We start from the raw sequence: 26,501 nt of genomic DNA, 5'->3' as shown, positions 1-26,501 counted from the left end.
TGATTATAATTAAAATTATCCTCTAAAGCTGATAGCTAGGAGCAAAGCTCCTTTATAATAAATTACGAGCTTTTAGTTGCAGATAGCGATCAACTAATTCTTCGCTAATGCGATCGCAGGGAGCATCCAGTACTAAAACACCTCGTTGTCTTAATTGGGCAAAGGCTACCTGACGTTGGGCGAGTAAATCTAATGCCACTGCACGAGAATAAGTATCTCTGGTATTATCCGTCGGGGAATGGGCAATCCGATCTACCAGAGGATCGCGCAGGGTGACGCAGAAGGGAAGATAACGTGGTGTTAGACGGATCATCGCACCTAGTAACTCACTAGAGGCAGTCGCGTCTACGATATCTGTGATTACCATTACTAAAGCGCGACGAGTTTGTTGCGTAATTACTTTGGTTACTGCTCCGAGGTAGTCTGGTTCTAATAATATGGGCTGGATTGGTGTTAGGCGATCAACTAATTTTGATAGGTGATGATTGCCTCTTTCTGGAGATATCCAGGTGGTAACATCGCGATCGAATACTGCTACGCCAACTTTATCTCCACGACTCAATCCCGCCAATGCCAGAGATAAAGTGGCGTTTAAACCCCAATCAAATCGTTTTAACCCACTAACTCTTGCCGTCATCAAACGTCCTCGGTCTAGCAAGATCAACAAAGTTTGTTCCTGTTCTGGTTCCAATACCCTGACAACAGGGCGATCGCGGCGAGCCGTAGCTTTCCAATCAATCAAACGGATATCTTCTCCTGTTCGATATTCTCGCAATTCAGCAAATTCTGTACCGTTACCTAATCTTCTCGCCTGACGCATGGCACCAGCATTTTCCAGGGTTAAACGAATCGAAAGTTCCTTTAAGCTAATCAAATCGGGATAGATTGTTACTTTTTGGCTAGCTGGGATTTTCCAATCTCGCCAAGCCAAACCAAACTTACCTAACTGACGTACTTGGATATCACCCCATTGATATTCTCCACGACTATCAGGATTTATCGTGTAAGTTAATTCTTTAGAGCTGTTAGGAGGTAAATTCACTTCTAAGGAATCGATATTAACTGCAAACTGCTGAGGAAAAGAATCACGAATAAGAGCGATCGCCCTTGCCTTACCTGATTTAATCTTTAATTCAATCAGGTTCTCCCGACCTACGGAGATGCGTTCTATTTTCTGGCGTGTTACTTCAATAGCACTTTCTTTAACCTGAGATGCATCCACAATAGTTCCAACTAACAGGGTAAAATCATAAATTCGCAAAAAATTGAGACTTACCTGACGATCAATCAGGATATCTAAAAGCGCAGCACCCAAACCACCTATGGCTAAAAGAACGTAACATCTTCGGGATGGAATCATGATGTAGAAAGATAAGGGATAATGGAAAGGATGGAAAAAATATAGCGATACTGACTTATATTAGAAAACTGATTACTGATTACTGATTACTGATTACTGATTACTTTCGAGCAGTTAATTAAAGTTGTCCTAACCAATAACGTACTGCGATATTAACCAGTGGCAATAGCACGATAGATAGTAACTGAAACTGCGCCATTGTCACGCTCAGGAATGCTCCGAAACCAGTTCAAGCCAGCGTTAAGCCTTTGAGGATCTTTGCCCAATCTGGCGATCGCCAAATTGATCGTTGGTGCTAACCAAGAGTCTACATATTCAATAAAGTCTTGTAATTCTTGGCTATTTAAACTGTTAGCATAATGGAAAGAAATTGGTTGATTACTTATCTCATTAAACCCAGTCTGATTCAGCAACGTTCCCAAAGATTGCCCGATATAGGGGTTTCCCTGAGCTTGTAGTAATAATTCACAGAGAGTATCCATAAGATAGCGATAATCGGCAGATTCTGGTGAAATCAAGATTGTACGGTAATCAGTTTCCGTTAGAGTAATTGTTCCTCCTGGTCGAAGAACTCTTTTTGCCTCTGCTAATACTTGCTGAGGATTATTGAGATGTTCCATAAACCAAATTGCATAAACGTAATTAAACTGGTTGTCTTGCCAAGGTAAATTTGCGGCATCACCTATTCGTAGATCGACATTTGCGAAATTGAGAGTTTTTAAATGGTTAGTCGCATATTCTATTTGCTTCTCTTCTAAATCAATGCCCGCCAGCTTTAAACTAGGAAAAGCTTGTCCTAAAATGCCTAATACCGCTCCCGCCCCACAGCCAATCTCTAATAAACTTTCTCCTGCTTGGTAATCAAGATCCTTCAAGATTAACTTTTCTCTCAAGTATTCCGCCTGTTGAAGTAATCTTTCTTGTTCTTGATGGGAATAACCGTGAATATAATCCATAACTTTTAAAGGATATTGGAGCTAATAGCTAGTAGCTAATAACTAATAACTAATAACTAACAGGCAAAGCCCTTTATCTGGGAACTGATATCTGCTTCAGCAATGACTCAATCACTTCGTCTATTTTGACATTATCAAGTTGTGCCTCAGGTTTAAGTATTAGTCGATGACGTAATAGAGGTTTAGCTATTTCTTTAACATCATCGGGGGTGACAAAATCTCTCCCTGACAAACAAGCATTTGCTTTAGTGGCATTTAGCCAAGCTACAGCAGCTCGTGGTGATGCTCCTAAAAACAAATCGGGATGCTGGCGGGTACGTTCAACTAAATTAAGTACATAATCCAGAATGTTATCTGCTACCTGAATAGTTTGCGCCTGTTGTCTCAATGCCAAAATATCATCTACAGTGGCGATCGCTTTAATCAAATCTAGATCTAGTTTTTTCGCCTTGAATCCTGACTGGGCATTGAGCAGCATTTTCTTTTCGGCATCCTTGGTTGGATAATCTACTAATAGCTGAAACAAAAAGCGATCGAGTTGTGCTTCAGGTAGGGGATATGTACCTTCAAACTCTAGAGAGTTCTGGGTAGCAACGACCCAAAACAAAGGAGGTAAAAGCATAGTTTCCCCGTCGAGGGTGATCTGTTGTTCCTCCATAGATTCGAGTAACGCTGCTTGAGTTTTAGGGGGGGTGCGATTAATTTCGTCAGCTAGCAGGATTTCTGTAAAAACAGGTCCTTTTTTAAGGATAAATTCACGACTGTTGAGGTCAAAAATATTGGTTCCTAAGATATCTGAGGGAAGGATATCGGGGGTTAACTGTATACGGCGAAAATCCGCTGAGATCAGCCGAGATAAAACCTTCACTAATAAAGTTTTTCCTGTTCCTGGTACCCCCTGAATAATGACATGACCACCAGTGAGCAATGCTACTAATAGCTGTTTTACCAGATCTGACTGACCAATAACGATTTCATCTATCTTCTGACTAAGATTATCAAGCAAAGAATTATTCTGCATTGGGTATTGCAATTACCACTTAACTTATTTGATTTTGACGATTTAACAACAAAGTGAGTTCGACAAAGCTAAAAACTCAGAAATTGAGTAGAATTTATCAGTTTTTAGACATCTGAATTTCTGATTATTTTCCTAAAAAAATAACTCCAAACTTCGTTGGGTAGCTTCTCGCGCTCACTCGACGTTTCCGAAGAAAATAGCGAGTATTTTTAACTCCAAACTTAAGTATTACAATAGTGGTTTTAACTCTTTCCCAGGATGATGTAAAGCGACATTAGAACGACTTAATGGTTAATTGAAATTATTGATTACCCTGAGTTGATTCTTCGGAGTTTGCCGACGATGCCTCTTTGTTCGGTGGTATTCCTTCGATATTAATAATTCCTTGAATCACTGAGCCGACTATTGGTGCGGCAACAGTAGAGCCATAGGTATGCATTCCTTGGGGTTCATCTACTACTGCTAACACAGCATAACGAGGTGCTTCGACAGGGAACAAGCCGACAAAACTAGTAATCTTAGCTGTTTCATCGTACCCTCCTTTATTGATCGCTTTTTGTGAAGTTCCTGTTTTTCCCGCGATCCTGTAACCAGGAATTTTGGCTGCATAACCGCTCCCATCTTCCACCACTTTTTCCATCATTTTGAGAACAGTACGGGCAGTTTCAGGCGAGAAAACTTGCTTACTAGTGGGTGGCAGAGAGTAGTGTAAATAGCCTTCATAGTCTGATAAACCCCTAACTACATGGGGGGTGATTAACTTACCTTCGTTAGCCAATGCTGCATGAATTTGAATTAATTTTAAAGGAGTTAGAGAAAAACCCTGACCAAAAGCGGTGGTAGCGGGTTCAATTTCTCTAACAGTAAATTCTACCTCATTCTTTAATCTTCCAGTAGTGTATCCAGGAATATCAAATTCCACTTCGTCCTCAATTCCCAATTCCTGTAAATCTTGATAGTAATCAATCGGTTTCATCCGTTGCATCACCTTGATCATGCCCACATTACTGGAATACTGAAGAATTTCTGGCAGGGTTACTTTGCCTCGCGCACCTTTTTTATCGTAGTCGTGGTTGCGTATTAGAGCGTCCTTGATTTGAATTTTTCCCGTATCGTCAAAAGTATCTTGGGGAGAAATAACCCCAGCGTCTAGGGCAAGAGCAATATTTATTGGTTTAAAGGTCGAGCCTGGTTCATAGAGATCGGTAATTGCCCAGTTTTTAAATAGTCCAATGTCGTATTTATAGTAGGCGTTGGGATCGTAAGTTGGTTCGGATACCAATGCTGAAATGGCACCATCTCTCACATCCATGACAATTACTGTACCCCGTTTTGCCTTGTATTTCTTCATCTGCTGGTTTAAGGCATTGCGGGCTATTTGTTGCAAACGGAGATCGATGGTTAACTGTAGTCGCAGATCGTCGAAATTAAACATCTGTTGCGATCGCTCTAAATCTCCTGGATGAAATATAGCTTCGTTGTTGCTAAAGCTACGTCTCATTTTCCAGCTAATCGGCTGACGTTCTAATAATTTGTTTTGAGTATACTCCACACCAGCTTGGGGAGCACGGCTGCTATCTTGATTAACATAACCTGTAACTTCGGCTGCCATTTCCTGATGAGGATAAAAACGAGAATAGTTTTGTCTTAAATCTAAACCATCAATTTGTAGAGCGAGAATTTTTTCCTTGACAGATTCTGGTAAATTTCCCGCTAAACGAATTCCCCAATCTTGCTGATTAAAAATCGCTAGTAATTCATCAGGAGTTTTGTCGCCTAGAATCTCTGCTAAGCTTTCGGCAATTTCTTCTGCCGGTACTGATTGTGAATTTCTCTTAAATAAGTAGGGATGGACATAAAGGGTATAGATTATGTGATCGGTTGCCAGAACATTTTGTTGACGGTCTACAATTTGACGACGAGGAATATAAAAACGCAGTTGTGTAGTTTGCTGATCTTGGGCGATCTGAGTCAATCTTTTCCCCTTGGGTGCTTGTTCATATTTAATAACAGGATCGACAATCTGTAGATGGTAAAGTCTGGCTGTTAAACCAATTGACCCTGTGATCAATACTCCCCACACTAGAAACAATCGCAATACATATTGATTGGATGAATATAACCTATTTTGATTTGATGCTTGAGAATGAATTCGAGAGAATGAATGGTTAGTTTTTTGTCTGACTTGAGAATTGGAATTTTTGGATAATCTTAGAGGCAGTTTAAACTTAGATTTAGTCATAATCAAGCAATTAATGTAGTCGGGCAATAAAATGAATTTATCAATAATTGAGTATAAAAACCAATAATTCTTGATTGCCAACTACTATTTTGATTATTAATTATATAAAAAAACTTTTACCTAGATTGCCAATAATTTTATGCAGTAACTATACTCGATTTTTCAATCACTTTTTCCAGAATTTTTTTAGATAAATTAAGATTAATATCCTAAATTATTATATTTTAGCTCAACTCTTTTTTGCTGATTTCTGGTTTGCTCAGGCATAGTTTTAATACTTACTTGGGCTGGAGAAATAAATAAAGCTGACTCTGGTGTAGATACTGTCAAGTTACTATTTTTTCCAGCTTCTTGGGCAATCTGATATTTAATAGTTTCGTTAATTGCTATTAATTGTCGCTCTTGACGTTGAAGGTTTTCAAGATTTTGATATTCTTGACTCCAAAGTTTGGGAATTTGAACAGTCGATATATAGAGACTAATACTTGTAGCCATTGAAACTAAGGCTAACCCAAAAGAACCTTTTTGTAGTAATGACAAAACTTGTAGGTGACGAGGAAGATTATTTGTCTGGGGAAAAGTAGTAGAATGTAATGTTTTAGACGACCTTGGAGAGGAATTTACAACTACTGCTTGCTTTAGATTGCTTGCCTTCTTAATGGAGTGACTTAAGGCATAGTATTCATTAGGAAAATCAGGTTGACGAAGGGCAGACATTGAGTAAACTCCGATATTTTTGAGAAGTCGTTGGGCGAATTTTAACTCAATTTTTAGAATTTGATAAGAGGAGCAGAAAAAATATTAATATTAAATTACAAAAATAACCGAATTAGAAGCTAATTGAGTTTAACTGATTCAGTAATAATTAAACGAAATATCTAAACTAATTTAGATCCACTTATTCGATCAGGACAAATAAAACTAGGCTGCTAAAATTGACTGGAGTTAGGACAAAATTTCCCCTAAGCTGAAAGCATTAAAACTGGCGACATATCAAATCAGTTGACCAAAGAGGCGACTCCCAACTTCAGAAACACTCTATTCGTAGAGATGTTTTGGCTGAAAATCAGAACAATCAATAGCTTGTTCTGAGTTAGCAATATTTGGATTCACCGTACATTTGAGACGGTAATCTCCAGTAAAAAAACGACATTTTGTACAAGGTATTTGATGCATTTTTTTCCCTCGTGCTACTGCATCTATAGCAAAACTAGCCAAACTCCAACCGCAAAGAACTAACAGGGAACAGGCACCAACAAAACGCAGTTGAAGTAAAACGGGTTTAAATACACCGACTGCATCAATCGCAAATTGAAACACAGCTAATTAATGATTAACGCACTTAAGTTTATAAGTATTTATTATGACATATATTAATCGACTTAATCTCAATACAGATGATGAAATGTTAACTATATACGGCTTTTAATAATCTGGAATATCTGAGAAATTTGTTGTTTGTTAAAAGTCTTAATCAGGGCTAATGCTGCTCCTTGAGGATCAGTGGGTATAGTCACAGTAGCACTAATAGCACCTGAAGTTTCGACCGCAGTTGCCGCAAGTTGCTGTAGATTTCTACTGGGAACCAGCTTATCTATTTGTCCAGAATTTAAATAATCACCAGCTTGTTTGATCTCTTGAATAACTACTTTGGCAATAGTTCCATAGGGATATTTTTTGTTAGTGATTGCCTTTTGGGTAGTAGTTACTAATTGTTGCCAATTGGTTTCTTCTGGAGCTATCTCACTGAGATGTTGACAGGAAATATGCAATTTTTGACGACTTTCTGGACTGTCAGGCTGCTTAAATAATTGCAGCATTTGTTTCAGGATTGTTGTTACTTGCTGGCTAATACTGACGCTATCTGAGCCCCCCCCTGACAATAGCTGCTGTAGATATTGATCTAATAGAGCAAAGTTAGATTCTGCTTGCTGTAGGATTTCTACAGCATCATTATCACTAAAATCGGCAGAACTTTCTAAGCGTTCAATTAAATCTTGGAGGTGATCGTATCCGTTGAGAAACAGTGTCTCTAATTTGTGATCGACATCAACTGGATTATCCTTAAGAATCTTAAATGAATCTTCCAAACGGTGAGCAGTTTTTTGGATGCTAGTGTAACCTAACATTGCTGCCCCACCCTTGACCGAATGAGCCGCTCGGAACATTTCATTGACAGTTTCTGCATCACGAACAGCTGTAGATAGCTGCAAGATACCTTGCTCAAGAGTTTGGAGATGCTCTTTCGCTTCTTCTATAAAATATCCCAGTATTCTTTGCTGATTAGCTGTATCCAAAGCCCGTATCCCCCCATTTTTTAGTTTGTAAAAGTATATCTATAAAGCAATATATAAACACAAGTTTATCCCAGACTACTTAAATTGGGTAGCTGATTTTCGTTCTTCCGTGAAGATAAAGAACGGTTTAACCAAAATGCTCTAATCCCCACGTTTTTTGCTCCTTGATAATCTTCAATAAGACTGTCTCCAATATGCCATGCTTGTTGAGGAATTAACTGATGTTTTTTTAAAGCAATATTAAAAATTTTTTGGTCAGGTTTAGCAAATCCCTCCATCGAAGAAATTGTAATAGTAGTAAAGAAATGTTCTAAATTTAAGACTGTTAGTACCTCATGTAAGCGGCTATCAAAGTTAGAAATAACTCCTAATTGAACTTTTTGATATTTCCATTTTTGAAGCATAGGAAATACATCAGGAAAAACATACCACGGGTCTTCTGTAGCAAAATAAGTATAAATTTCCCTAAAAAAATCAGTAAAATCACTGAATTGTTTTAGAAGACCAAGTTGGAAAAAAGTTGTTTGAACAACATTTTTCCACCAGTCAAACTCTTGCTCTTCGATTGGCTTTTGTTTAGTTGCAGTAAATGCTAGTTTCGGAGCAGATTTAAAGCTATTGATAAAAGCATTATTAAGTAATTGAGCATCTGCTTTTACACCATATTTAAGCGCATATTGTTGATATATTTCGCCAACACTGCTTTTAAGATCAAATAACGTACCCATAGCATCTAAAAAAATAACTTTGGGTAAAGTATTAGCTGATGATTGAGGTGTCATTATTAATGGTATGTATTATTGTCAATTAAAGAGACTTGAACTTCCTGTTGTAGGGCTTGAGTAATAGTATCAATTATCGGTCTTTGATCAAGTTGCTGAACGCAATTGCGATTATCCTGATGGTTGGCAAAGCGATTGGACTCCGTCCAGGCTCCGCGATTGGGCTCCGCCCACCGCCAGAGGCTATCGCTTTGATAGTCTGACCAATATTCTTTGAGATTAATGGGCGTACCTATTTTGACTACGACTCTTCGTTGCCCTTTAAATTTGGGTCGATCAATTTGAAATACTTCTCGCTCCAGTCTATCTAAAGTAGCAAAAAACCTTTCTGGCGTTGGTTTAGCAGCAACGTAACCATCATAAATGGCATCAAAATTAAGTAGGCGAACCGTAGTTTGATAAATATGCTCATAATCTATTTCTCCTTGTTTAGCTGATTCTGGAATGGCAGCTAAAACTGATTGAATTTTGTAGACTCTTTCTCGATCTGGATATTCGGTAACAGGAACTATTTGTAGTTTTTCTTCGCAATAATTCAACAGGTGCTTTCTCAGAAAACGAATTCGCTGATTCCAGTCTGCTTCTACCACGGGAGTTAGATGATATTCAGTTTCGATATTGGTTAATACCCTAGCTGATATGGCTCGCAACCGTAAATATAAATCATCTTCCGTAGTCTTCAGTGCCAAAGCAACTTCTAAACGACTTAGAGCCCGATCTATTTGATCATCTGTGGCATCAGGGTATTGGTATTTTAAGCTGACAGGGACTAGATAAAAATCGGGGATCTTACTTTCATGTTGGTATAGTTTCTTGAGCGCTTTAAAAGATAGCTCTACCGCTCCTGACCTAAAAGGCATCACTGTATCATTTTGATAGGAACAACCTCCTTCGGGAAAAATGACCAGCTTACATTGGGGTTGTTGAAGTATTTTTAAGGTTTGCATAATGCTTTGGCGATCGCCAACTCCTCGCCGAATTGAGTAGGCTCCTACCGTTTGCATTAATTTTCCAACTAAACCCTGAAAAGCTTCGTAAGCTACAACATAATGAAAGAGTTGACCTAGACGTGCTGACAAGAGAAATACCACTAGTCCATCATCCAACGTGGAATGATTAGGCAGATAAACTACTCGCTGATCGGCGATCGCCTTTAACTTGGCAACATCGCGATCATCAACGACGATCCTAATTCGATAAACAAAGTATACGACTATATAGAAAATACTTTGAATCAAACGAGTAAGCAAAGGATTTTGCTGTGGTGGTAAAAATTTGGCATCAGACTGATAAACGTGGGACATAAAATATCTGTGCAAATTTAATGTATTTTTGAGATTAAGGATTAGAGAGGTAAAACACTATTCCCGTCAACAAAGTATACTACTAATCGAAGTAATTGTAATATAAAATACTTTTATTTCTGTCTTAGTCAACTCAAAGACTCCACCTAAGACGACAACAACTCAACTATGGGTTGTGTAATCCAGTTTAGTCCTACCGTGAGCTGATGTTTCAAAGTTGGCAGACGATAGAGATAAATTAATCGACGAGCGACATAGGCGAAGGGTCCATCTAATTTGAGACCTAAACCATTAATAGTGGCATTGTCTATTCCCAAAGTCATCATTTCTCCCAAAGGCTGATAACGAAAGGATAATAAAGGGCGATTAGTCGCATCTGCCCAGAGGTTCCAGGCACAATAGTCAGACTGCTGAAAAGCTACTTGTGCCGTAGCGGGAAGTAATTTTCCGTCAGTATCGTAACAGTCTGCCACATCTCCAAGGGCATAGATATCCTCCCGACCTTTTACTTGTAGGGTAGGCTCAATTTCGAGTAATCCCCGGTCATTCTGCTCTAGAGGAAGCTTTGTGATCAACTCTGGTACTTGATTACCCACTGTCCACAACACCAAATCAACAGGGATTGTATCGGTTTGTCCTTTGTAGACGAGGGAAATACTATCAGCATCAACTTGGGCGACTTCTGTTTCTAAATCCTGCCAAATGTGATTTTTCTCTAAAGCTTTGATCGCGGTTTCCCGATTAAAATCCGAACTATCTTTCAGAATTTGATCGCCACGGTCTATAATTCGAATTCTGCCCTTTTCACCCAAACGATCTGCTAGTTTGCAGGCTAACTCTACTCCACTATAGCCCCCACCAACTACTGCCACCCTAATCTTATCTGGGTTTGCCTCTTCTAGTAGTCTTAATTCCTCCTGAAGACGATAGGCATCATCAAGAGAACGAAAAGGAATAGCATATTCTTTGGCTCCAGTCACAATGTCTACAGGAGTTTTACCTCCCGTTGAGAGAACTAATTTATCGTACTCAATTATTCCCTTGTCCTTTACGGTGACTTGTTTGGCTTCAATATTAATATCAGTAACGCAGCCTTGATGAAAAATAATACCTGTATTTGTCAATAGTTCAGCAAACGGGGGAGCGATTTCCCAACTTTGCATCTCTTCGGTAACTAGTTCATATAGCAAGGGCGAAAACAAAAAGCGATCGCTTTTATCAATTAAAGTTATTTCTGGTTTTTGTTCGCTTTCCCAAGGAAATTCGCTAAGACGCAAAGCAGTATACAACCCACCAAAGCCTCCGCCAATGATACAAATACGGGATTTTTCGCTCATAAGAATGTAGAGCTCGCACCAACGAGCCGACTATTTTGATTAACTTATGTTAATTCTAGCTAAGTCTGAATTTTAAAACCGCTTCGCGGTCAGCTATTAGCTAAGAGCTAACGGCTAATAGCTAATAGCTAGTTAAAGGTGAGACAAAAAAAGGATTAAAGCCGAGCTTGAATATACTCAGTCTTTAACCCTCAAATTATTTTTCGTTTGATTATTGCCCTACCAAACGGTTTCGCAAATTCTAGAAAGTAAATGTAGTTCTCAAAGCACCGATAAAGATATCATCATTGTTGCTATCTTGGTTGGGAGTAGCAAGCCAAATAAGACCAGGAGTGATCGAAATGTTATCGTTTAGCTGATACTTATATAAAGCTTCAAGGTGAATAGGAACATCATTAGTAATAGTTTCATCGTTACCATCACCATCAGCATCAATTGATGTTAAATAGGGTTCAGCACCAACAATTAAGGCTGCCATACTACCTTCTTTGATCAGGTCTGATACTACCAATGCACCAGCGTAGTTCCAAATATCGGCATCGCCATTATCATCATTACCACCGCTATTGATAATGTTGGCATCAGTAAAGCCACCCCAGCCACGAACACTAATTGTTGGGGTAATATCAAACTGGAATTGCGCACCAAAAGAGTTTGTTGCTATCGGTTCATTCGTAACACCTACGCCTCGGAAATTGGCAAAGTTAGTACCAGTAGCACCCCATAAGAAAGAACCGCGAAATCCAGCAGGATCTCCGGCATCATCCAGTCCCGCTTGCTCGTTATCATAACCTCGAACATAGGTAAAACCAATTTTCAGAGGTTCAATGGGAGTAACAGCGATTTGACCCAGAGCAGAGAAACTACCGTTAAAAAGACCGTTAGCATCATTAGGATCGGATGCAGTAGGAGAGATGTATCCCCCAGAAACTTCTACAAAGTCTCCAAAGGAATAAGTCGCACCAATACCAGCGGATGAATTGGCAATTCCCTGACGATATATAGGGTTACGCTCACCAAAACGAGTTAACGCACCATTAGCACCACCACCAACGTCTAAACCGGAGTTGAAGGTTTCAGCATAGAAGTGATGAGCAGCCAAGCCTGCCATGGCAGTGACCTTCAGATTGTCATTAAGTAATGGAAAATTGTAGTGGAGACGGTCAATAGTAATACTATTATCGCCAGGACCATCAAAGGCAAAGCGACCTTCCCGCGTACCTGTTTCATCCTGGAAAGAATTGCCAATATTTCCGGTAGTTAAACGAGTAAATAGCTTATCTTTACCTGTAAAACTACTAACTAGCTGGAGACGGACTCTTTCGCTGAAAGTTGTTTCTGAGTCTATGTCATCCCCAAAAGCTTCTGCCAAGTTGAACACCACTTCTCCTTGAAGTTGGGTAGTTGTCGAAAACTGATTATCTTCGAGAAAAGCTGTTCGGCTTTCCAGCTCGTCAACTTTCCCCCCTAGAGTAGCTAATTCTGCCTCAAATTCCTGAGTCAATCGTTGTATAGCATCTAAATCTTCCTGACTCACAGATTCGCTGGAGGCTATCAGACGCTCGATTTGATTCAAACAGCTATTCAAACCTGCTGCAAATTCATATCGTGTTAGGGCTTGACTACCTCGATAGGTTTGGTTGGGAAAACCAGCAATACAGCCATAACGATCTACTAAACTCCTTAAAGCCTCATAAGCCCAATCTGTGGGAGCAACATCTCGTAATTGATTTACGTTAGTAACCTGACCCAGAGAATTGTCAGCTGAACTCTCGACATTGGCATCACTCTGTAGGGGATCGGCTAAATCTGCATAATTGGCGATCGCATCTGGATTAGATAGATCAACCTCTTGAGCCGAGACGGTAGAATTACCAGAAAACAAAACTGTGTGCAATAATGCTACGGTACCGATCAAAGCGGGGTGCTTGATCTTAATCATGTTAAATTTTCCTCACACCTAAAATAAAACTCAAATACAGATTAAATTAGCTCTGTAGTCAAATTATTCTTGTACTTAAGGAAAATTTTTTTTGTCAATTTAAATACCAAGTCAACGGTTACTATGCAGTTTAAGAATTTATTAAATGCTTAAACTGCAATTAAATTTATACACTTAAGAAATTGAGATAGCAGGGGAATCAATTTTTTGCTGCTCTTCTAATGAATGCCAAATTTGACCATCTAATGCCATTTGCTCAACTAAGCTGGCCAAACGCAGTGCCTTGAGGGCTTGTTCTCCACCAACAGAAGGGCGTTCCCCACCACTAATACAGCTCACAAAATGCTCAATTTCAGCATATATTGGTTCGACATTGCTGGTATAAACCTTTTCTGTAATACCATCTTGTCTATATAGCATTGGCTTTTGTTCCGGCTGCAAGTTTTGCTGTTGATGACGATGAATTAAAATTTCATTTTTGAGAAAATCAGTCTCAATTAAGGAATTTTGGCAATGTGCCGCCAGACAACGAATCTTACGATGAGTAACTTTGGAAGCAGTGAGAGTTGCTACTACTCCGCTGGCAAAACCCAGAGTAGCAGTCACATAATCCAAATTGCCCGAATCACTGGACGTACTACCACTAGCAGTTAGCTTAACTACTGGTGAAGCAGACAACTCCAACAACAAATCGATGTCGTGAATCATTAAATCTAAGACGACTGAAACATCATTAGCTCGATTAGAGTAGGGACTTTGACGACGTGCTTCCAGGGCGAGGATATTTTCGGTCTGGATAACTTTGCTTAATTCCTGAAATGCAGGATTAAATCTTTCAATATGACCTACCTGCAAAATACAACCAGTTTCGGCAGCTAAATTGACCAATGATTCTGCTTCAGCAATGGAAGCAGCTATCGGTTTTTCAATTAAAGTATGAACGCCAGCTTTAAGGCAATCAACTCCTACCTGATGATGAATTTTTGTGGGAACAGCAATACAGACTGCATCTATATGAGGTAATAATTCTTGGTAATTTTCATAGAAATGAGTTTGATATTGGCTGGCGATTTCGATACCTCTTGCCAAATTGGCATCAGATACTCCTACCAACTCAATATCTTTAAGCAAACTGAGAATACGAGCATGATGTTGTCCCATATTCCCTACCCCAATCACCCCAATCTTCAGAGGTTTAGAAAGGTTCCTAGCTCCGCCATTTTGCTGTTGCTGAGAAAAATTTGATTGCACTATACTAGATAAACTCCTCCACCAATAAAATTGATACAGTAGGTCTGAATTTTTACATTCCTGCTGAATCACCCAGATACTATCACAGAGATATCGATTGTAAATAAATTTAAAATTGGGCTACCAATTATTCAATATTCCTGATAAACATCTATACTCTGGTATATTAATATATCTTCACATTTTGCCGGAGAAATTAGCCAAAAAAAATACTATTGTGGCAATTTTTAACCTGTCATCAATTTTTTTTGAGATCACCATAATTTATGGCTGTTTTTTTCATTACAAAACTTTGCAAGTCTTGTAATGCTAATGGTTCTTGTCTTAATCTGACTGTTATTACCTAATTGCAATAATAAATTTTTTTTATATATGACTGTTTCTTCCCACAAGAAAGCTAAGGCATTAAAAGCTGGCAGCCGTCGCCCGGCTAAAGAATTGTGCAGTGAATGTGGACTTTGCGACACTTACTATATTCACTATGTCAAAGAGGCTTGCGCTTTTCTCAATCAACAAATAGCTGAATTAGAAACAGTCGCTCATGGTCGTAGCCGTAACTTAGACAATGAAGATGATTGGTATTTTGGTGTCAGTCAAGAAATGATGGCTGCCCGTAAGAAAAAGCCGATTGAAGGTGCGCAGTGGACCGGAATTGTCAGTACGATCGCCTGTGAAATGCTAGAACAAGGTTTGGTAGAAGGAGTAGTATGCGTCCAAAACACGGCTGAAGATCGTTTTCAGCCTATGCCAGTAATTGCTAGAACACCCGAAGAAGTATTGGCTGCGAAGGTGAATAAACCTACTCTTTCTCCTAACTTAAATGTCTTAGAACAGATTGAACAGTCGGGGATGAAACGCCTGTTAGTAATTGGTGTGGGCTGCCAAATACAAGCATTGCGAGCTGTAGAACAGGAATTAGGCTTAGAAAAGCTCTATGTATTGGGTACACCCTGCGTCGATAACGTTAGTCGTGAAGGGTTACAGAAGTTTCTGGAAACTACTAGTAGATCTCCTGAAACTGTGGTGCATTACGAATTTATGCAGGACTTTCGGATTCACTTTAAACATGAAGATGGCTCTATCGAAAAAGTTCCTTTCTTTGGCTTAAAAACCAATCAGTTAAAAGATGTGTTTGCTCCTTCCTGTATGAGTTGCTTTGATTACGTTAATTCTCTCGCTGATTTAGTAGTTGGCTACATGGGTGCACCTTTTGGTTGGCAGTGGATTGTAGTCCGCAACGAAACTGGTAAAGAAATGCTGGATTTGGTAAGAGACCAATTAAACACTCAACCAGTAGCGTCTCAAGGCGATCGCCAACAGGCAGTACAGCAGAGTATTCCTGCTTACGACAAGGGCGTGACCTTACCCATGTGGGCAGCCAAAATGATGGGAGTAGTCATCGAGCGTATTGGTCCCAAAGGATTAGAATATGCACGTTTTTCTATTGATTCTCACTTTACCCGCAACTATCTTTACTTAAAACGTAACTATCCCCAGAAGCTAGAGCAGCACGTACCTGAATATGCTCAAAAAATTGTCGGACAATATAAACTACCTGAATAGCTCTAGTTGAATGAGTCAAAAAACCACACTAGCAAAACAAGTAATTTTAATTACAGGTGCTTCTAGTGGCATCGGCGCAGCCTTAGCCGAAACTTTAGCGATTCAATATACTGGTATTCGCCTCATTTTAGCTTCTCGTAATCAATCGCAATTGGAGGCAGTGGCAACTAAATGCCTTAAACATGATGCTGATGTTTTAGTAATCCCCACCGACTTAGCTCAAGTGGAACAGGTAAAATCTTTAGCCGAGAAAAGCATCGCCCATTATGGACGAGTTGATGTTTTGGTTAACAATGCCGGTTATGGGCTAATGGGACCCGTTGAACTTATTCCTTCCGCAGCAGCCAAAGAACAGCTAGCCGTTAACTTTCATGCTCCTTTCGTTTTAACTCAAGCTCTAATTCCTGTAATGCGATCGCAGGGTGGCGGTAAAATTATTAACGTTAGTTCTTTGGCGGGCAGAATGCCCTTCCCCGCAGCAGGGATGTATAGCTGTTCTAAATGTGCTTTAGAAGCTCTTAGCGATGTACTGCGGATGGAACTCAAAGCTTTTAAGATTCAGGTTAGTATTATCGAGCCAGGACCAGTTATTACAGACTTTTTTCGCGTAGCTTGGCAAAAAGTACAAGAAACTATCCCTAACTACGACCAAACTCCTTATGCTCCGATATTTAAAAATATTGAAGCCATTGATGCTCAACTCGATTTACTAGGCTGGAGTGCAGCAAAAACAGCTAAAGCGATCGCTAAAGTAATTTCTAAACCTCACCCCAAACCTCGCTATATTTTAGCCACAGGAGGCAACATTTTAGTCTTCCTCATGAACAAAGTTCTCCCAACTTGGATAAGAGACGAATTCTGGAAACGGTTCTATGGTGTTCACAAGATTAAGTGGTCAGGAACAGAATCTAACTCTGAAAAACAGTAGATAATTTTAGTTCGGAGTTCAAAGTTCGGAGTTCGGAGTTACATGATCACTTCTGCCTTAGATAAAGTCTATTGAGTCATCATTTGGGCTTAAATTCAACTCGTCTTGAGCAATAAGAATATCAGCTTGTTCTAAAGGACTACTATCAATTTCAGAGAATTCAAGATTAGGGATTGTTGCTGAAATATCATTGCCACTTAACTCTGTGTCAACAGCTTCAAAATCACTACCAACAACCGCACTAGTTGCAATGGCAGGTTCTAGATTTACTATATTTTCCGCAGCGAGAAATTCTAATGTTGCTGGGTCATTAAGTGCTGAGTATACATAGACCGATCCATAACCTGATAAGGCAGAAATAATAACCTCAGTATCTATAAATTGACTAGCAACTCCCACGACAACAGGAGTTCCCAAATCCGAGGCAACAAGCAACGGACCGCCACTATCACCTTGACCAGTTCCTCCTTCTAAAGGAATGGGAATTGGTGAAGAATCGGGGACGGGTATCAATTCTGGCGTAGAGCCATCCAAATTAGGATGATTTATTCCCGTATCCAAATCTTGTTGATACTCATAAGGACTATCATAATCAAAGCGAATTAATCCGTTTTCAACACTATCAATAATGTTCTCCGCAGCACGGCGCGAACCGTCACCAGCAGAATTTGCCGAGGTACTGCCAAATTTTCCATAGCCAACAATAGTTCCTTTTTTTCCTAATAAAGAAGCACTATCTGCTAGTTCAACTATATTTGGCGCAATAGGAATAGGGGGAACATCAGTAACATTAGTTTCTAAAGTCAATACAGCTAAATCGTATTGAGAATTAATAACCTCTTTGCCATCGATTTCCTGAACTCTATTAGTTTCCGAGGCAACCCAAGATGGATGTAAACTAACCTGAGAAATTTGCAGATTCTGTTCAGCACCTTCTCCAAAATCGTCTAAATCGTCACCTAGCAAAAATGAATATTCTGAGGGATCTTCAACATCAATCTGACCATCTAAATCGGGATCTATTATATGAGCCGCAGTAAGAATTTTATTGGGGCTGACTAAAGTAGCCGTACCAGTGTTATATCTAACAAAAAAAGCTGATCGAGAAGTTACTATATCTAGCCTGCCAACTGCATCTATTGGTTCTGCTAATTCAAGGGAAATTGACTCCTCAACATCATTATTTATCGCTACCATGGTGTTTACCACTCCATAAAATATGGCTTAAAAATTTAGTTTTGATACCTCTCAGCTCTCAGAATTCAAGTTATATAATGATTTTATGTATAAGAATTGATGTAATAACTGTACAATAAAGCGTTTAACTTAAGAAGTTATTTAGTTAACATCATTGATCACAAGTTAAGGCTGTGTATTGTTTGTCAATCGGTTTTTAGCTAATAGCTTTTAGCTTTTGGGACATTTTCAAGTTAACCTTCTTTATTTAAAGCGATCGCTAAATAAATGTGCTTGGTAAAAAAAGTACTACTCGTAGGGCACAGAGGTTAAAGTTAAATTTTTGGACAATCACAATTTTCTCAAATAAAGTCTGTTGAGCTATCGTGATTTGGACTTAAATTCAACTCGTCTTGAGAAATAAGAAGATCAGCTTGTTCTAAAGGACTACTATCAATTTCAGAGAATTCAAGATTAGGGATTGTTGCTGAAATATCATTGCCACTTAACTCTGTGTCAACAGCTTCAAAATCACTACCAACAACCGCACTAGTCGCAATGGCGGGTTCTGGATTTACTATATTTTCCGCAGCGAGAAATTCTAATGTTGCTGGGTCATTAAGTGCTGAGTATACATAGACCGATCCATAACCTGAAGAAGCAAAACCACCTATAGCTTCCGTATCAATAAATTGACTGGCAACCCCTACGACAACAGGATTCCCCAAATCTGACTCAACGAGCAATGGACCACCACTGTCACCTTGACCAACTCCTCCTTCCAAAGGAATCGGAATCGGCGAAGAATCTGGTACGGATATCAATTCTGGTGAAGAGCCATCCAAATTAGGATGATTTATTCCCGTATTTTCCTGTTGTTGAAACTCAAAAGTACTGTCGTAGTCAAACCGAATTAATCCATTATCAATACTATCAATAATATTTTCGGCTGCACGGCGCAAACCATCACCATTAGTAGTTGCGGAGGGACTACCAAATTGTCCATAGCCAATTAAGGTCCCTTTTTGCCCTAACAAAGATGCACTATCTGTTAATTCAGCAATATTAGGCGAGACAGGGATCGGAGCAATATTCTCAACGTTGCTCTCTAAAGTCAATACAGCTAAATCATATCGAGAATTAAAGCTAACTCCATTATTAACATCATTGATTCTATTAGCTTCCGAAGCAACCCAAGATGGATGCAAATTAACCTGAGAAATTTTTAGTTCTTGCTCAGAGCCTGTTTCTAGATTGTCACCTAGCAAAAATGAATATTCTGAGAGGTCTGTAATATCGATTTGACCATCTAAATCAGGATCAACTACATGGGCCGCTGTAAGAATTTTGTTGGGGCTAACTAAAGTGGCTGTACCAAAGTTAAATTGAATTGAAAGAGCTGTTCTAGAAGTTACAATATCCAGTCTGCCTACTGGATCTATTGGTTCTGCCAGTTCAATGGACAACGACTCCTCAGTATTATTATTAATCGCTACCATTTTGTCTCACTCCCCTGACATGGATTGAATATTTAGTTCATTGGTAAATATTCAAGTTAGGAGTAACCTACCATATCTCCTAATGCCTTATGGTTAAAGGCTGAGAGAATTTACACGCTTCTTTACATTCACAAGCCAGGAGAATTTCAGCCCAAAAAACTAGATAGATTGTTAAGGCAGATTTTCCAGGTCAGTGCATAACTTATTCCCACTCAATCGTTCCCGGAGGCTTAGAAGTAACGTCATAAACTACACGATTGACTCCCTTAACCTCATTTACAATTCGGTTAGAAATAATTTCCAATAAATCGTAGGGAACTCTTGCCCAATCTGCCGTCATGCCGTCTTCACTGGTGATAAAGCGCAGCACAATTGGATGAGCATAAGTGCGCTTGTCTCCCATTACTCCAACACTCCGAATTGGCAACAATACGGCAAAAGCTTGCCAATAGTCGTGGTATAATCCTTGCTTGCTAATTTCATCACGAACTATAAAATCAGCATCTCGCAAAATATTCAATCTTTCTGCAGTAACTTCCCCGACAATACGAATAGCTAAACCAGGACCAGGAAAGGGATGGCGACGGACAATTTCTTCGGGTAAACCAATGGCGCGAGCAACGTTACGCACCTCGTCTTTGAATAATTTCCGTAGAGGTTCAACCAATTTAAAACGCAGATCTTTGGGTAAACCACCCACGTTATGATGGCTTTTAATTTTGACGGCAACTCTTTCTCCAGTTTTGGGGTCAACATTGCTGTCCGCAGACTCAATCACATCTGGATATAGAGTTCCTTGTGCCAGGTAATCAAACGGTCCTAGCTTCTTAGATTCTTCTTCAAAGACTTTAATAAATTCGTGTCCAATACGACGACGTTTAAGTTCAGGATCGGTCACTCCTTCTACTTGTTTCAAGAAGCGATCGCGAGCCATAACATATTCTACTGGAATATGAAATTGATGCTTAAAAATTTCTACCAGTCTTTCTGGTTCACCCTTGCGCATGAATCCTTGATCGATAAACATACAAGTTAGCTGTTCGCCAATTGCCCGATGTAAAAGAAAAGCTAAAGTAGAAGAGTCTACTCCCCCAGAAAGAGCCAATAATACTCGTTTATTACCAACTTTTGCTTTAATTTCTCGAATCGATTCCTCGACAAAAGCTTCAGTTGTCCATGTTGGCTCACATTCACAGACATGGTAAACAAAGTTACGAATGAGAGCAATACCTCCCTCAGAATGAACTACTTCAGGGTGAAACTGTACCCCAAATAATTTTTTCTCGGGGTTGGAAATTGCGGCACAGGGAGTATTTTTGGTGTAGGCTAAAACTGAAAATCCCTCAGGTAAATTAATACAGGAGTCGCCATGACTCATCCACATGGTCGATCCATGTTCGACGTTGGTGAGTAAGTCTGTCGGGTCTTCAATAAATAGTTGCGCTTTACCGTATTCCCCCAACTTAACTTTTTCTACTGTTCCCCCCAACTGCTTGACCATGAGCTGCATACCGTAACACACACCCAAGACGGGAATACCTAAACTCCAAATTTCTGGATCGCATTTAGGCGCGTTGTCATCATATACAGAATTTGGTCCCCCAGAGAGAATAATACCTTGGGGATTAAGTTTACGCAGCTCTTCAACACTAGTTCGGTAAGATAAAACTTCTGAGTACACTTGCGTTTCTCGAATTCTACGAGCAATTAACTCGGAGTATTGAGAACCAAAATCGATGATAATAATTTTTTGGCGGTTAATGCTATCTATTAAAGACTTGGAGGATAAAGTCTGTTTACTGGGAGAGATTGATTCAGTCTGAATAGTCACTATCTTCTAGAAAGTCTGTGTAAGTAATTAAGTAACAAAATGTGAAGAAGCTTGAGCTTTTGTACCAACTTTGTAGCTAACAGGTTATGATTCTGATGGAATTCTTGCTCTACAATGGGTATCTTATAAATATTCTTAATACATTAACATAATTCAGATAGTAAAAGAGTCGCATTGCTGCTTTTTTTGATGATTCTTCGACTACGATCAAATAATACTGACCCGACACAAATTTTTTCTTCAGTATATTTGCTGATATATTCCTGTGATTTGAGGTCGATCGCTTCAGCAATTTGTCCATAGACCAGCTCTACCCAGCTTAAATTACCCTTATTATTAATATCTAGCTCACGCAACAGGTTGAGAGCAGATTCTGTAGTAGAACAGTTAAAAATTTTCTCAACTTCAGTTCTGGGGAAACCTAGCTTGGCACAGTAGGCAGTCAATATTTCCAGTCTGCCATCGGCAAGGTGATTGTGAGTATGAAAAATACCCCCTGCCAGTTTAATCAGTTTGCCGTGATAGCCAAATAGCAAAATTGATTTGACTTGGGCTAATCCCGCCGTTACTAACATAGAGCCTAACCAGTTAGCTGTTTTGACAATTCTTGAGGGGTCGATACCTGATTTTTGTGCCAGGTCGATACCGTTTTCGCCAATGCAAAATACTAAAGTGTCAAACAACTTGGCTTTGGCTTTAATCTGGGCTTGGTATGCTTCTAATTGACTGGGTGCGATTAGGGGTTGGACAATTCCGGTTGTTCCTAATAAAGAAAGTCCTTCAACTACGCCAAAAGCTTCGTTAGAGGTACGTTTGGCTAGTCTGATTCCTTCAGGCAAAATAATAGTTACGACAATGCTTTCATGAGGATACAATAGGGGCTGCAGATTTTCTCTGATTACTTCCTGAGCATAGCTATAGATAGCTGCTTGATTTTCTTCCTTGACTTGCCGACCAATTCCTTCACCACCCTCAATAGAAATTTGGTTACTTGAGCGGGAATTAGTAAGACTTACCTTTGCCCAAACGGGAGTATTGCGAGTTAGATCGAGATGGTCTCCAGGATCGCTACGGGTAATGGCGATCGCCGAAAATTCATCTATTTTAGCTACTTGTTCTACTGTGATGTCTGCTTGCTGATTGGGGTTGATTAGATTGACCGTTACCGTGTTTTGGGTTAAATCTTGATGTAAATGACGTAAGGCAGCGATCGCACTGGCGCAAGCAAAAATAGGTAAAGTATATCCAGCGTTCAGGCTCAAATTATTCTGACTCAACTAACGATATTTGAGTAGTTTTCGGATTCAGATTCAGATTTAGGCTTAGCGAAGATCATTCTCCCCGCCGAGGTTTGTAGAGAAGAGGTAACAACTACTTGTATCTCTCCCCCAACGCGATCGCTTCCTTCCTCTACTACAACCATGGTACCGTCCTCTAGATAGCCAATACCTTGTTCTGGTTCCTTACCTTGTTTGAGGATTTTAAGCTCAAGATGATCTCCAGGGAGGTAGATAGGACGTAATGACCTGGCAAGATCATTAATATTGAGAATTTGTACCTTTTGCAAGTTTGCTACTTTACTTAGGTTGTAATCATTAGTCAGTAAGGTTGCGCTGATTTCTTGCGCCAGACGGACTAATTTGGCATCAACAGTTTCAATATCTTCATAGTCAGCTTTATTAATCACAATGCGGTCAGGAAAATTTTCCTGCATTTGATTGAGAATATCCAAACCTCTTCTACCACGAATCCGTTTTTGGGAATTACTGGCATCAGCTAGGTTTTGTAATTCTTGGAGTACAAATTTAGGAATCAAGATCTGACCTTCCAAAAATCCAGTTTTGAGTAGCTCTTCAACCCGACCATCAATAATACAGCTAGTATCGATGATCTTAGTAGACATAGCTTCTAGAGTTCCTTCTGCCACCAGCATAGATTCAATACTATTGGGATTAATTAGCCGCAGAAAGGTACGTCCATGAGTATCTGCTAAACCAATACCCAAATAAGAAAACATTACGCTACCCAATACCGCTAAGGCAGGTTTTATAAAGCTTAACTCTGTAGGTATGGGTAGCAGAAACATCGGTGCCAGCATGAGATTAGCGACTAATAAGCCCATAACCAATCCGATCGCCCTAGTGATGATAATCTCAATTTTAGTTTGGCGTATTTGCTGTTCTAAGCGACGATAAGTGGTTTGTACAGCAACCCCAATTCCCAGACCAATAATAGTCGCAAACCCAGCAATCACGAAGCGCAAAGCTGAGATATTAGATACTCCTTCCAAGATGTCGGGAGGAAGCAACTGTAATCCATCAAATCCGATGTTTACGGCTGCGATAATGCAAATGATAATTATGATGGCATCAACCATTTTTTTTAGTTGAATAAAATAATAATGGATATATTCACTCTTTACTGTAATAAATTCTTGGCAAGAGTGTAGTCAAAAAGAGGGAGTTCTTAATATTGCTCCGAAATATTAATTTTAAAATAAAATCTGTCTCATAAATCTAGAATTACTATTATAGATACATTTGCGCTATAGATTAGCTCCTAAAAATATCGTTGAAAAATCATACTCAACACAATTATTCAGGTGTTGAAATATTTAGTAATGACCAACAATATATCTTCAACTAAAACTAATCATTATTCTAAATTAGTAGCTGAATCTTCTATCAAGGTAATTCCCACTGCTGCTTACATTCATATTCCTTTTTGTCGTCGTCGTTGTTATTATTGTGATTTTCCCATCTCTGTGGTGGGAGATAAAGGGGTCAATTCTGCTAAAAGTATGGTTGAAGATTATATTGCTGCCCTGATTAAAGATATTCAGCTAACAACATCAACTATACATCCTCTAAAAACCGTGTTTTTTGGTGGTGGTACCCCTTCTTTATTATCTTCTCAACAATTAGGCAAAATTCTCCAAGCGATCGCCTTACATTTTGGTCTTGCTACCGATGCTGAAATCTCGATGGAAATCGATCCTGGTACTTTTGATCGCGACAAGCTACTTGGATACATAGATATAGGAATTAATCGCTTTAGCCTGGGGGTGCAAACCTTTGACGAAGAATTGCTTCAAGTTTGTGGACGTTCCCATACTCTGGCAGATGTCATGGAAGCAGTTTCGATTATCAAACAACTTAATGTTGAAAATTTTAGCTTAGATTTAATTTCTGGCTTACCCCATCAAACCATCGAACATTGTCGATCATCTTTAGCTCAGGCGATCGCGATCGCTCCTAAGCATCTCTCTTGCTACGACCTAGTCCTTGAACCAGTCACTGCCTTTGGTAAACAATATCAGCCAGGAGAAACTCCCCTTCCTAACGATGATGATACTGCTGAAATGTATCGACTGACCCAAAAAACCTTAACTGCTGCTGGATATGAACATTATGAAATATCTAATTACGCTCAACCAGGTTATCAATGTCTTCATAACCGAGTGTATTGGGAGAACAAACCCTATTACGGCTTTGGCATGGGTGCAGCTAGTTACGTAAACGGAAAAAGATTTATTTGTCCTCGCACTCGTCGAGAATATTATGCCTGGCTAGAAGCTGGTGCAATTGTAGATGCACCTCAAGTATCATCTACTGACTATTTGTTGGAAACGTTGATGTTGGGTTTACGGCTAACAGAAGGAATAGATTTGGCTCAATTTAATCTAGACACCAAAGAGAAAATTTGGTCTTGTTTACAACCCTATTATCGTCAGGGTTGGGTAGAAGTAATTAGCCAAGATGGAAAACTCTTTCATCTAACAGAACGAGAGGAACCATTAAAATCAATAGCAAGATTACGTCTTCAAGACCCAGAGGGTTTTCTCTTTTCTAACACTATATTATCTAGGTTATTTCAGGCATTTGAGTAAATAAATTTTTATTGTGCTATTTGGGAGCATTTAACCTAGTCTCAAAATTAACTAAGATGCTTTACAATTCCCGCTTATTATCTGTTGAAGGAAGAATAATGACTACATTAGATGAACGAATAAGTTCTCTTGATACCACTCTTTTTGCTGCCATACCATCCCAAACTTCAGAGGAGGACAGAAAGTCTTTACTCTTGCTTCAGGACTGTATCAGAGAGCGTAATGAATATGTATATTTAGAGATAGGTTCTCACCTAGGTGGCACTATTCAGCCTTACTTTGTAGATCACCATTGCAAGCTAATCTATTCCATTGATAAACGTCCCGAATTGCAACCTGATGAGCGAGGCAAATTGTATCGCTATGACAATAACTCCACCGAAAGGATGTTAAGCAATTTAGCTCAAGCTTTCCCCTCAATTGCCCAGCAGAAGATTACTAATTTTGACAGTGATGCCAGGGATTTAAGTCCCAGTGAGATAGTCGAGAAGCCAAACCTTTGCTTTATTGACGGAGAGCATACCAATACAGCGGTAATTTCCGACTTCATGTTTTGTCTTAAGGTTAGTCATCCCAACGCAATTATAGCTTTTCACGACTCTGGTTTCGTTTTCCAGGGGATCAACAAGATAAAGCAATACTTATCCCAAAATTCAGTTCAATTTCAAAGCATCAAGCTTGGCGGAAGTGTTTATGCCATTTTACTTAACGAAGCTATTAGTTTTTATGCTGAAAAGCTCAAAACTTTATCTATAGACGAAAGTGAGTATTTTAGAACAGCGAGCAAAAAGCTTTGGATAACAAGATGGAAAAATAGAATCAAAAAATATCCAAAATTTCATCAATTTCTGTTAAATAGTAAGAAATTTCTCAAGGTTTAAATTTACATATCATCACTTAATAACCCCATAGACATAAGCAATATCCTTTCTAAAGTCACAGGGAGCAATATATCCAATATCGATGGTTTAATTAGTGCTAATGGCAGTGCTAATTTATTTTGTTAGTTAACCCCGCAGGAATTCTTTTTGGCAACAATGCCAGGTTAGATATTGGGGGGTCTTTTTTCGATACTACTGCTGGCAGTATTTTGTTTGAAGATAGAGCATGACGGTCAATGTTC

Annotated in this window: 21 protein-coding genes and 1 pseudogene; 5 read left to right on the top strand and 17 right to left on the bottom strand. The window is 39.3% G+C overall.

All coding sequences use genetic code 11. From position 1 onward, the window contains the following. Window positions 1-52: 52 nt before the first annotated feature. The 12 genes from PLEUR7319_RS0132775 to PLEUR7319_RS0132720 all read right to left on the bottom strand — a co-directional run bounded on the left by PLEUR7319_RS0132775 (window position 53) and on the right by PLEUR7319_RS0132720 (window position 14,492). Complete coding sequence (locus tag PLEUR7319_RS0132775; RefSeq protein ID WP_026102931.1) at window positions 53-1,360, bottom strand: DUF58 domain-containing protein; 1,308 nt, start codon at window positions 1,358-1,360, stop codon at window positions 53-55. Window positions 1,361-1,512: 152 nt separating this feature from the next. Next, the gene (locus PLEUR7319_RS0132770) at window positions 1,513-2,316 is read right to left on the bottom strand and encodes a methyltransferase domain-containing protein (protein ID WP_019509481.1); all 804 of its coding nucleotides are present in this window, start codon (window positions 2,314-2,316) and stop codon (window positions 1,513-1,515) included. Between the two features lie 73 nt (window positions 2,317-2,389). Further along, window positions 2,390-3,337, bottom strand: a complete 948-nt coding sequence (locus PLEUR7319_RS0132765; protein WP_019509480.1) for a MoxR family ATPase — start codon at window positions 3,335-3,337, stop codon at window positions 2,390-2,392. Window positions 3,338-3,638: 301 nt separating this feature from the next. Beyond that, complete coding sequence (locus PLEUR7319_RS0132760) at window positions 3,639-5,579, bottom strand: penicillin-binding protein 2 (protein ID WP_036801288.1); 1,941 nt, start codon at window positions 5,577-5,579, stop codon at window positions 3,639-3,641. A 201-nt stretch (window positions 5,580-5,780) separates the two neighbouring features. After that, entirely contained in the window at window positions 5,781-6,296 is a 516-nt protein-coding gene (locus PLEUR7319_RS38745; protein ID WP_019509478.1) for a hypothetical protein, read from the bottom strand. A gap of 321 nt (window positions 6,297-6,617) precedes the next feature. Beyond that, complete coding sequence (locus PLEUR7319_RS0132750; protein WP_019509477.1) at window positions 6,618-6,899, bottom strand: hypothetical protein; 282 nt, start codon at window positions 6,897-6,899, stop codon at window positions 6,618-6,620. A 92-nt stretch (window positions 6,900-6,991) separates the two neighbouring features. Beyond that, entirely contained in the window at window positions 6,992-7,876 is an 885-nt protein-coding gene (locus PLEUR7319_RS0132745) for an Hpt domain-containing protein (RefSeq protein WP_019509476.1), read from the bottom strand. A gap of 65 nt (window positions 7,877-7,941) precedes the next feature. Further along, window positions 7,942-8,658 carry an HAD-IA family hydrolase gene (locus tag PLEUR7319_RS0132740; RefSeq protein WP_019509475.1) on the bottom strand — a complete coding sequence of 239 codons (717 nt, stop codon included), beginning with the start codon at window positions 8,656-8,658 and terminating at the stop codon, window positions 7,942-7,944. Window positions 8,659-8,660: 2 nt separating this feature from the next. After that, window positions 8,661-9,962: a 1-acyl-sn-glycerol-3-phosphate acyltransferase gene (locus PLEUR7319_RS0132735; RefSeq protein WP_019509474.1), complete on the bottom strand. Its 1,302-nt coding sequence runs from the start codon at window positions 9,960-9,962 to the stop codon at window positions 8,661-8,663. A 146-nt stretch (window positions 9,963-10,108) separates the two neighbouring features. Continuing rightward, a complete protein-coding gene (locus tag PLEUR7319_RS0132730) occupies window positions 10,109-11,299 on the bottom strand; it encodes an NAD(P)/FAD-dependent oxidoreductase (protein WP_019509473.1) in 1,191 nt (396 codons plus the stop codon). A gap of 241 nt (window positions 11,300-11,540) precedes the next feature. Continuing rightward, a complete protein-coding gene (locus PLEUR7319_RS0132725) occupies window positions 11,541-13,241 on the bottom strand; it encodes an iron uptake porin (RefSeq protein ID WP_019509472.1) in 1,701 nt (566 codons plus the stop codon). A gap of 174 nt (window positions 13,242-13,415) precedes the next feature. Continuing rightward, window positions 13,416-14,492, bottom strand: a complete 1,077-nt coding sequence (locus PLEUR7319_RS0132720; RefSeq protein ID WP_019509471.1) for a Gfo/Idh/MocA family protein — start codon at window positions 14,490-14,492, stop codon at window positions 13,416-13,418. A gap of 372 nt (window positions 14,493-14,864) precedes the next feature. On the opposite strand from PLEUR7319_RS0132720, the gene PLEUR7319_RS0132715 reads away from it, so the two are divergent. Both PLEUR7319_RS0132715 and PLEUR7319_RS0132710 read left to right on the top strand, forming a co-directional pair. Further along, a complete protein-coding gene (locus PLEUR7319_RS0132715; protein WP_019509470.1) occupies window positions 14,865-16,055 on the top strand; it encodes a Coenzyme F420 hydrogenase/dehydrogenase, beta subunit C-terminal domain in 1,191 nt (396 codons plus the stop codon). A 10-nt stretch (window positions 16,056-16,065) separates the two neighbouring features. Next, on the top strand, window positions 16,066-16,983 hold the full coding sequence (locus PLEUR7319_RS0132710; protein ID WP_019509469.1) for an SDR family oxidoreductase: 918 nt from the start codon (window positions 16,066-16,068) through the stop codon (window positions 16,981-16,983). A gap of 57 nt (window positions 16,984-17,040) precedes the next feature. Here PLEUR7319_RS0132710 and PLEUR7319_RS0132705 read toward each other — a convergent pair whose 3' ends face one another. The 5 genes from PLEUR7319_RS0132705 to PLEUR7319_RS0132685 all read right to left on the bottom strand — a co-directional run bounded on the left by PLEUR7319_RS0132705 (window position 17,041) and on the right by PLEUR7319_RS0132685 (window position 23,866). Continuing rightward, window positions 17,041-18,180 carry a trypsin-like serine protease gene (locus tag PLEUR7319_RS0132705; RefSeq protein WP_019509468.1) on the bottom strand — a complete coding sequence of 380 codons (1,140 nt, stop codon included), beginning with the start codon at window positions 18,178-18,180 and terminating at the stop codon, window positions 17,041-17,043. 341 nt (window positions 18,181-18,521) lie between these two features. Beyond that, window positions 18,522-19,658 (bottom strand): trypsin-like serine protease, encoded by a 1,137-nt coding sequence (locus PLEUR7319_RS0132700; RefSeq protein WP_019509467.1) that lies wholly within the window; start codon window positions 19,656-19,658, stop codon window positions 18,522-18,524. Window positions 19,659-19,860: 202 nt separating this feature from the next. Beyond that, entirely contained in the window at window positions 19,861-21,468 is a 1,608-nt protein-coding gene (gene guaA, locus PLEUR7319_RS0132695; RefSeq protein ID WP_371265408.1) for a glutamine-hydrolyzing GMP synthase, read from the bottom strand. A 164-nt stretch (window positions 21,469-21,632) separates the two neighbouring features. Continuing rightward, on the bottom strand, window positions 21,633-22,766 hold the full coding sequence (gene cbiD, locus PLEUR7319_RS0132690) for a cobalt-precorrin-5B (C(1))-methyltransferase CbiD (protein ID WP_019509465.1): 1,134 nt from the start codon (window positions 22,764-22,766) through the stop codon (window positions 21,633-21,635). Next, the gene (locus PLEUR7319_RS0132685) at window positions 22,763-23,866 is read right to left on the bottom strand and encodes a PIN/TRAM domain-containing protein (RefSeq protein WP_019509464.1); all 1,104 of its coding nucleotides are present in this window, start codon (window positions 23,864-23,866) and stop codon (window positions 22,763-22,765) included. The genes cbiD and PLEUR7319_RS0132685 overlap by 4 nt, the downstream gene beginning before the upstream one ends. A gap of 243 nt (window positions 23,867-24,109) precedes the next feature. On the opposite strand from PLEUR7319_RS0132685, the gene hemW reads away from it, so the two are divergent. From hemW to PLEUR7319_RS43770, 3 genes and pseudogenes are all read left to right on the top strand, one after another. After that, window positions 24,110-25,378: a radical SAM family heme chaperone HemW gene (gene hemW / locus PLEUR7319_RS0132680; protein ID WP_019509463.1), complete on the top strand. Its 1,269-nt coding sequence runs from the start codon at window positions 24,110-24,112 to the stop codon at window positions 25,376-25,378. A 98-nt stretch (window positions 25,379-25,476) separates the two neighbouring features. Then, window positions 25,477-26,259, top strand: a complete 783-nt coding sequence (locus PLEUR7319_RS0132675; protein WP_019509462.1) for a class I SAM-dependent methyltransferase — start codon at window positions 25,477-25,479, stop codon at window positions 26,257-26,259. Between the two features lie 18 nt (window positions 26,260-26,277). Continuing rightward, window positions 26,278-26,480 (top strand): annotated as a pseudogene (locus tag PLEUR7319_RS43770) (filamentous hemagglutinin N-terminal domain-containing protein); the annotation flags it as partial. Window positions 26,481-26,501: the final 21 nt, after the last annotated feature.

It is taken from the genome of Pleurocapsa sp. PCC 7319, assembly GCF_000332195.1.
Classification (GTDB): Bacteria; Cyanobacteriota; Cyanobacteriia; order Cyanobacteriales; family Xenococcaceae; genus Waterburya.
The sequence above is the reverse complement of the archived record's forward strand: the minus strand, read 5'-3'. Positions and strand labels throughout refer to the sequence as shown.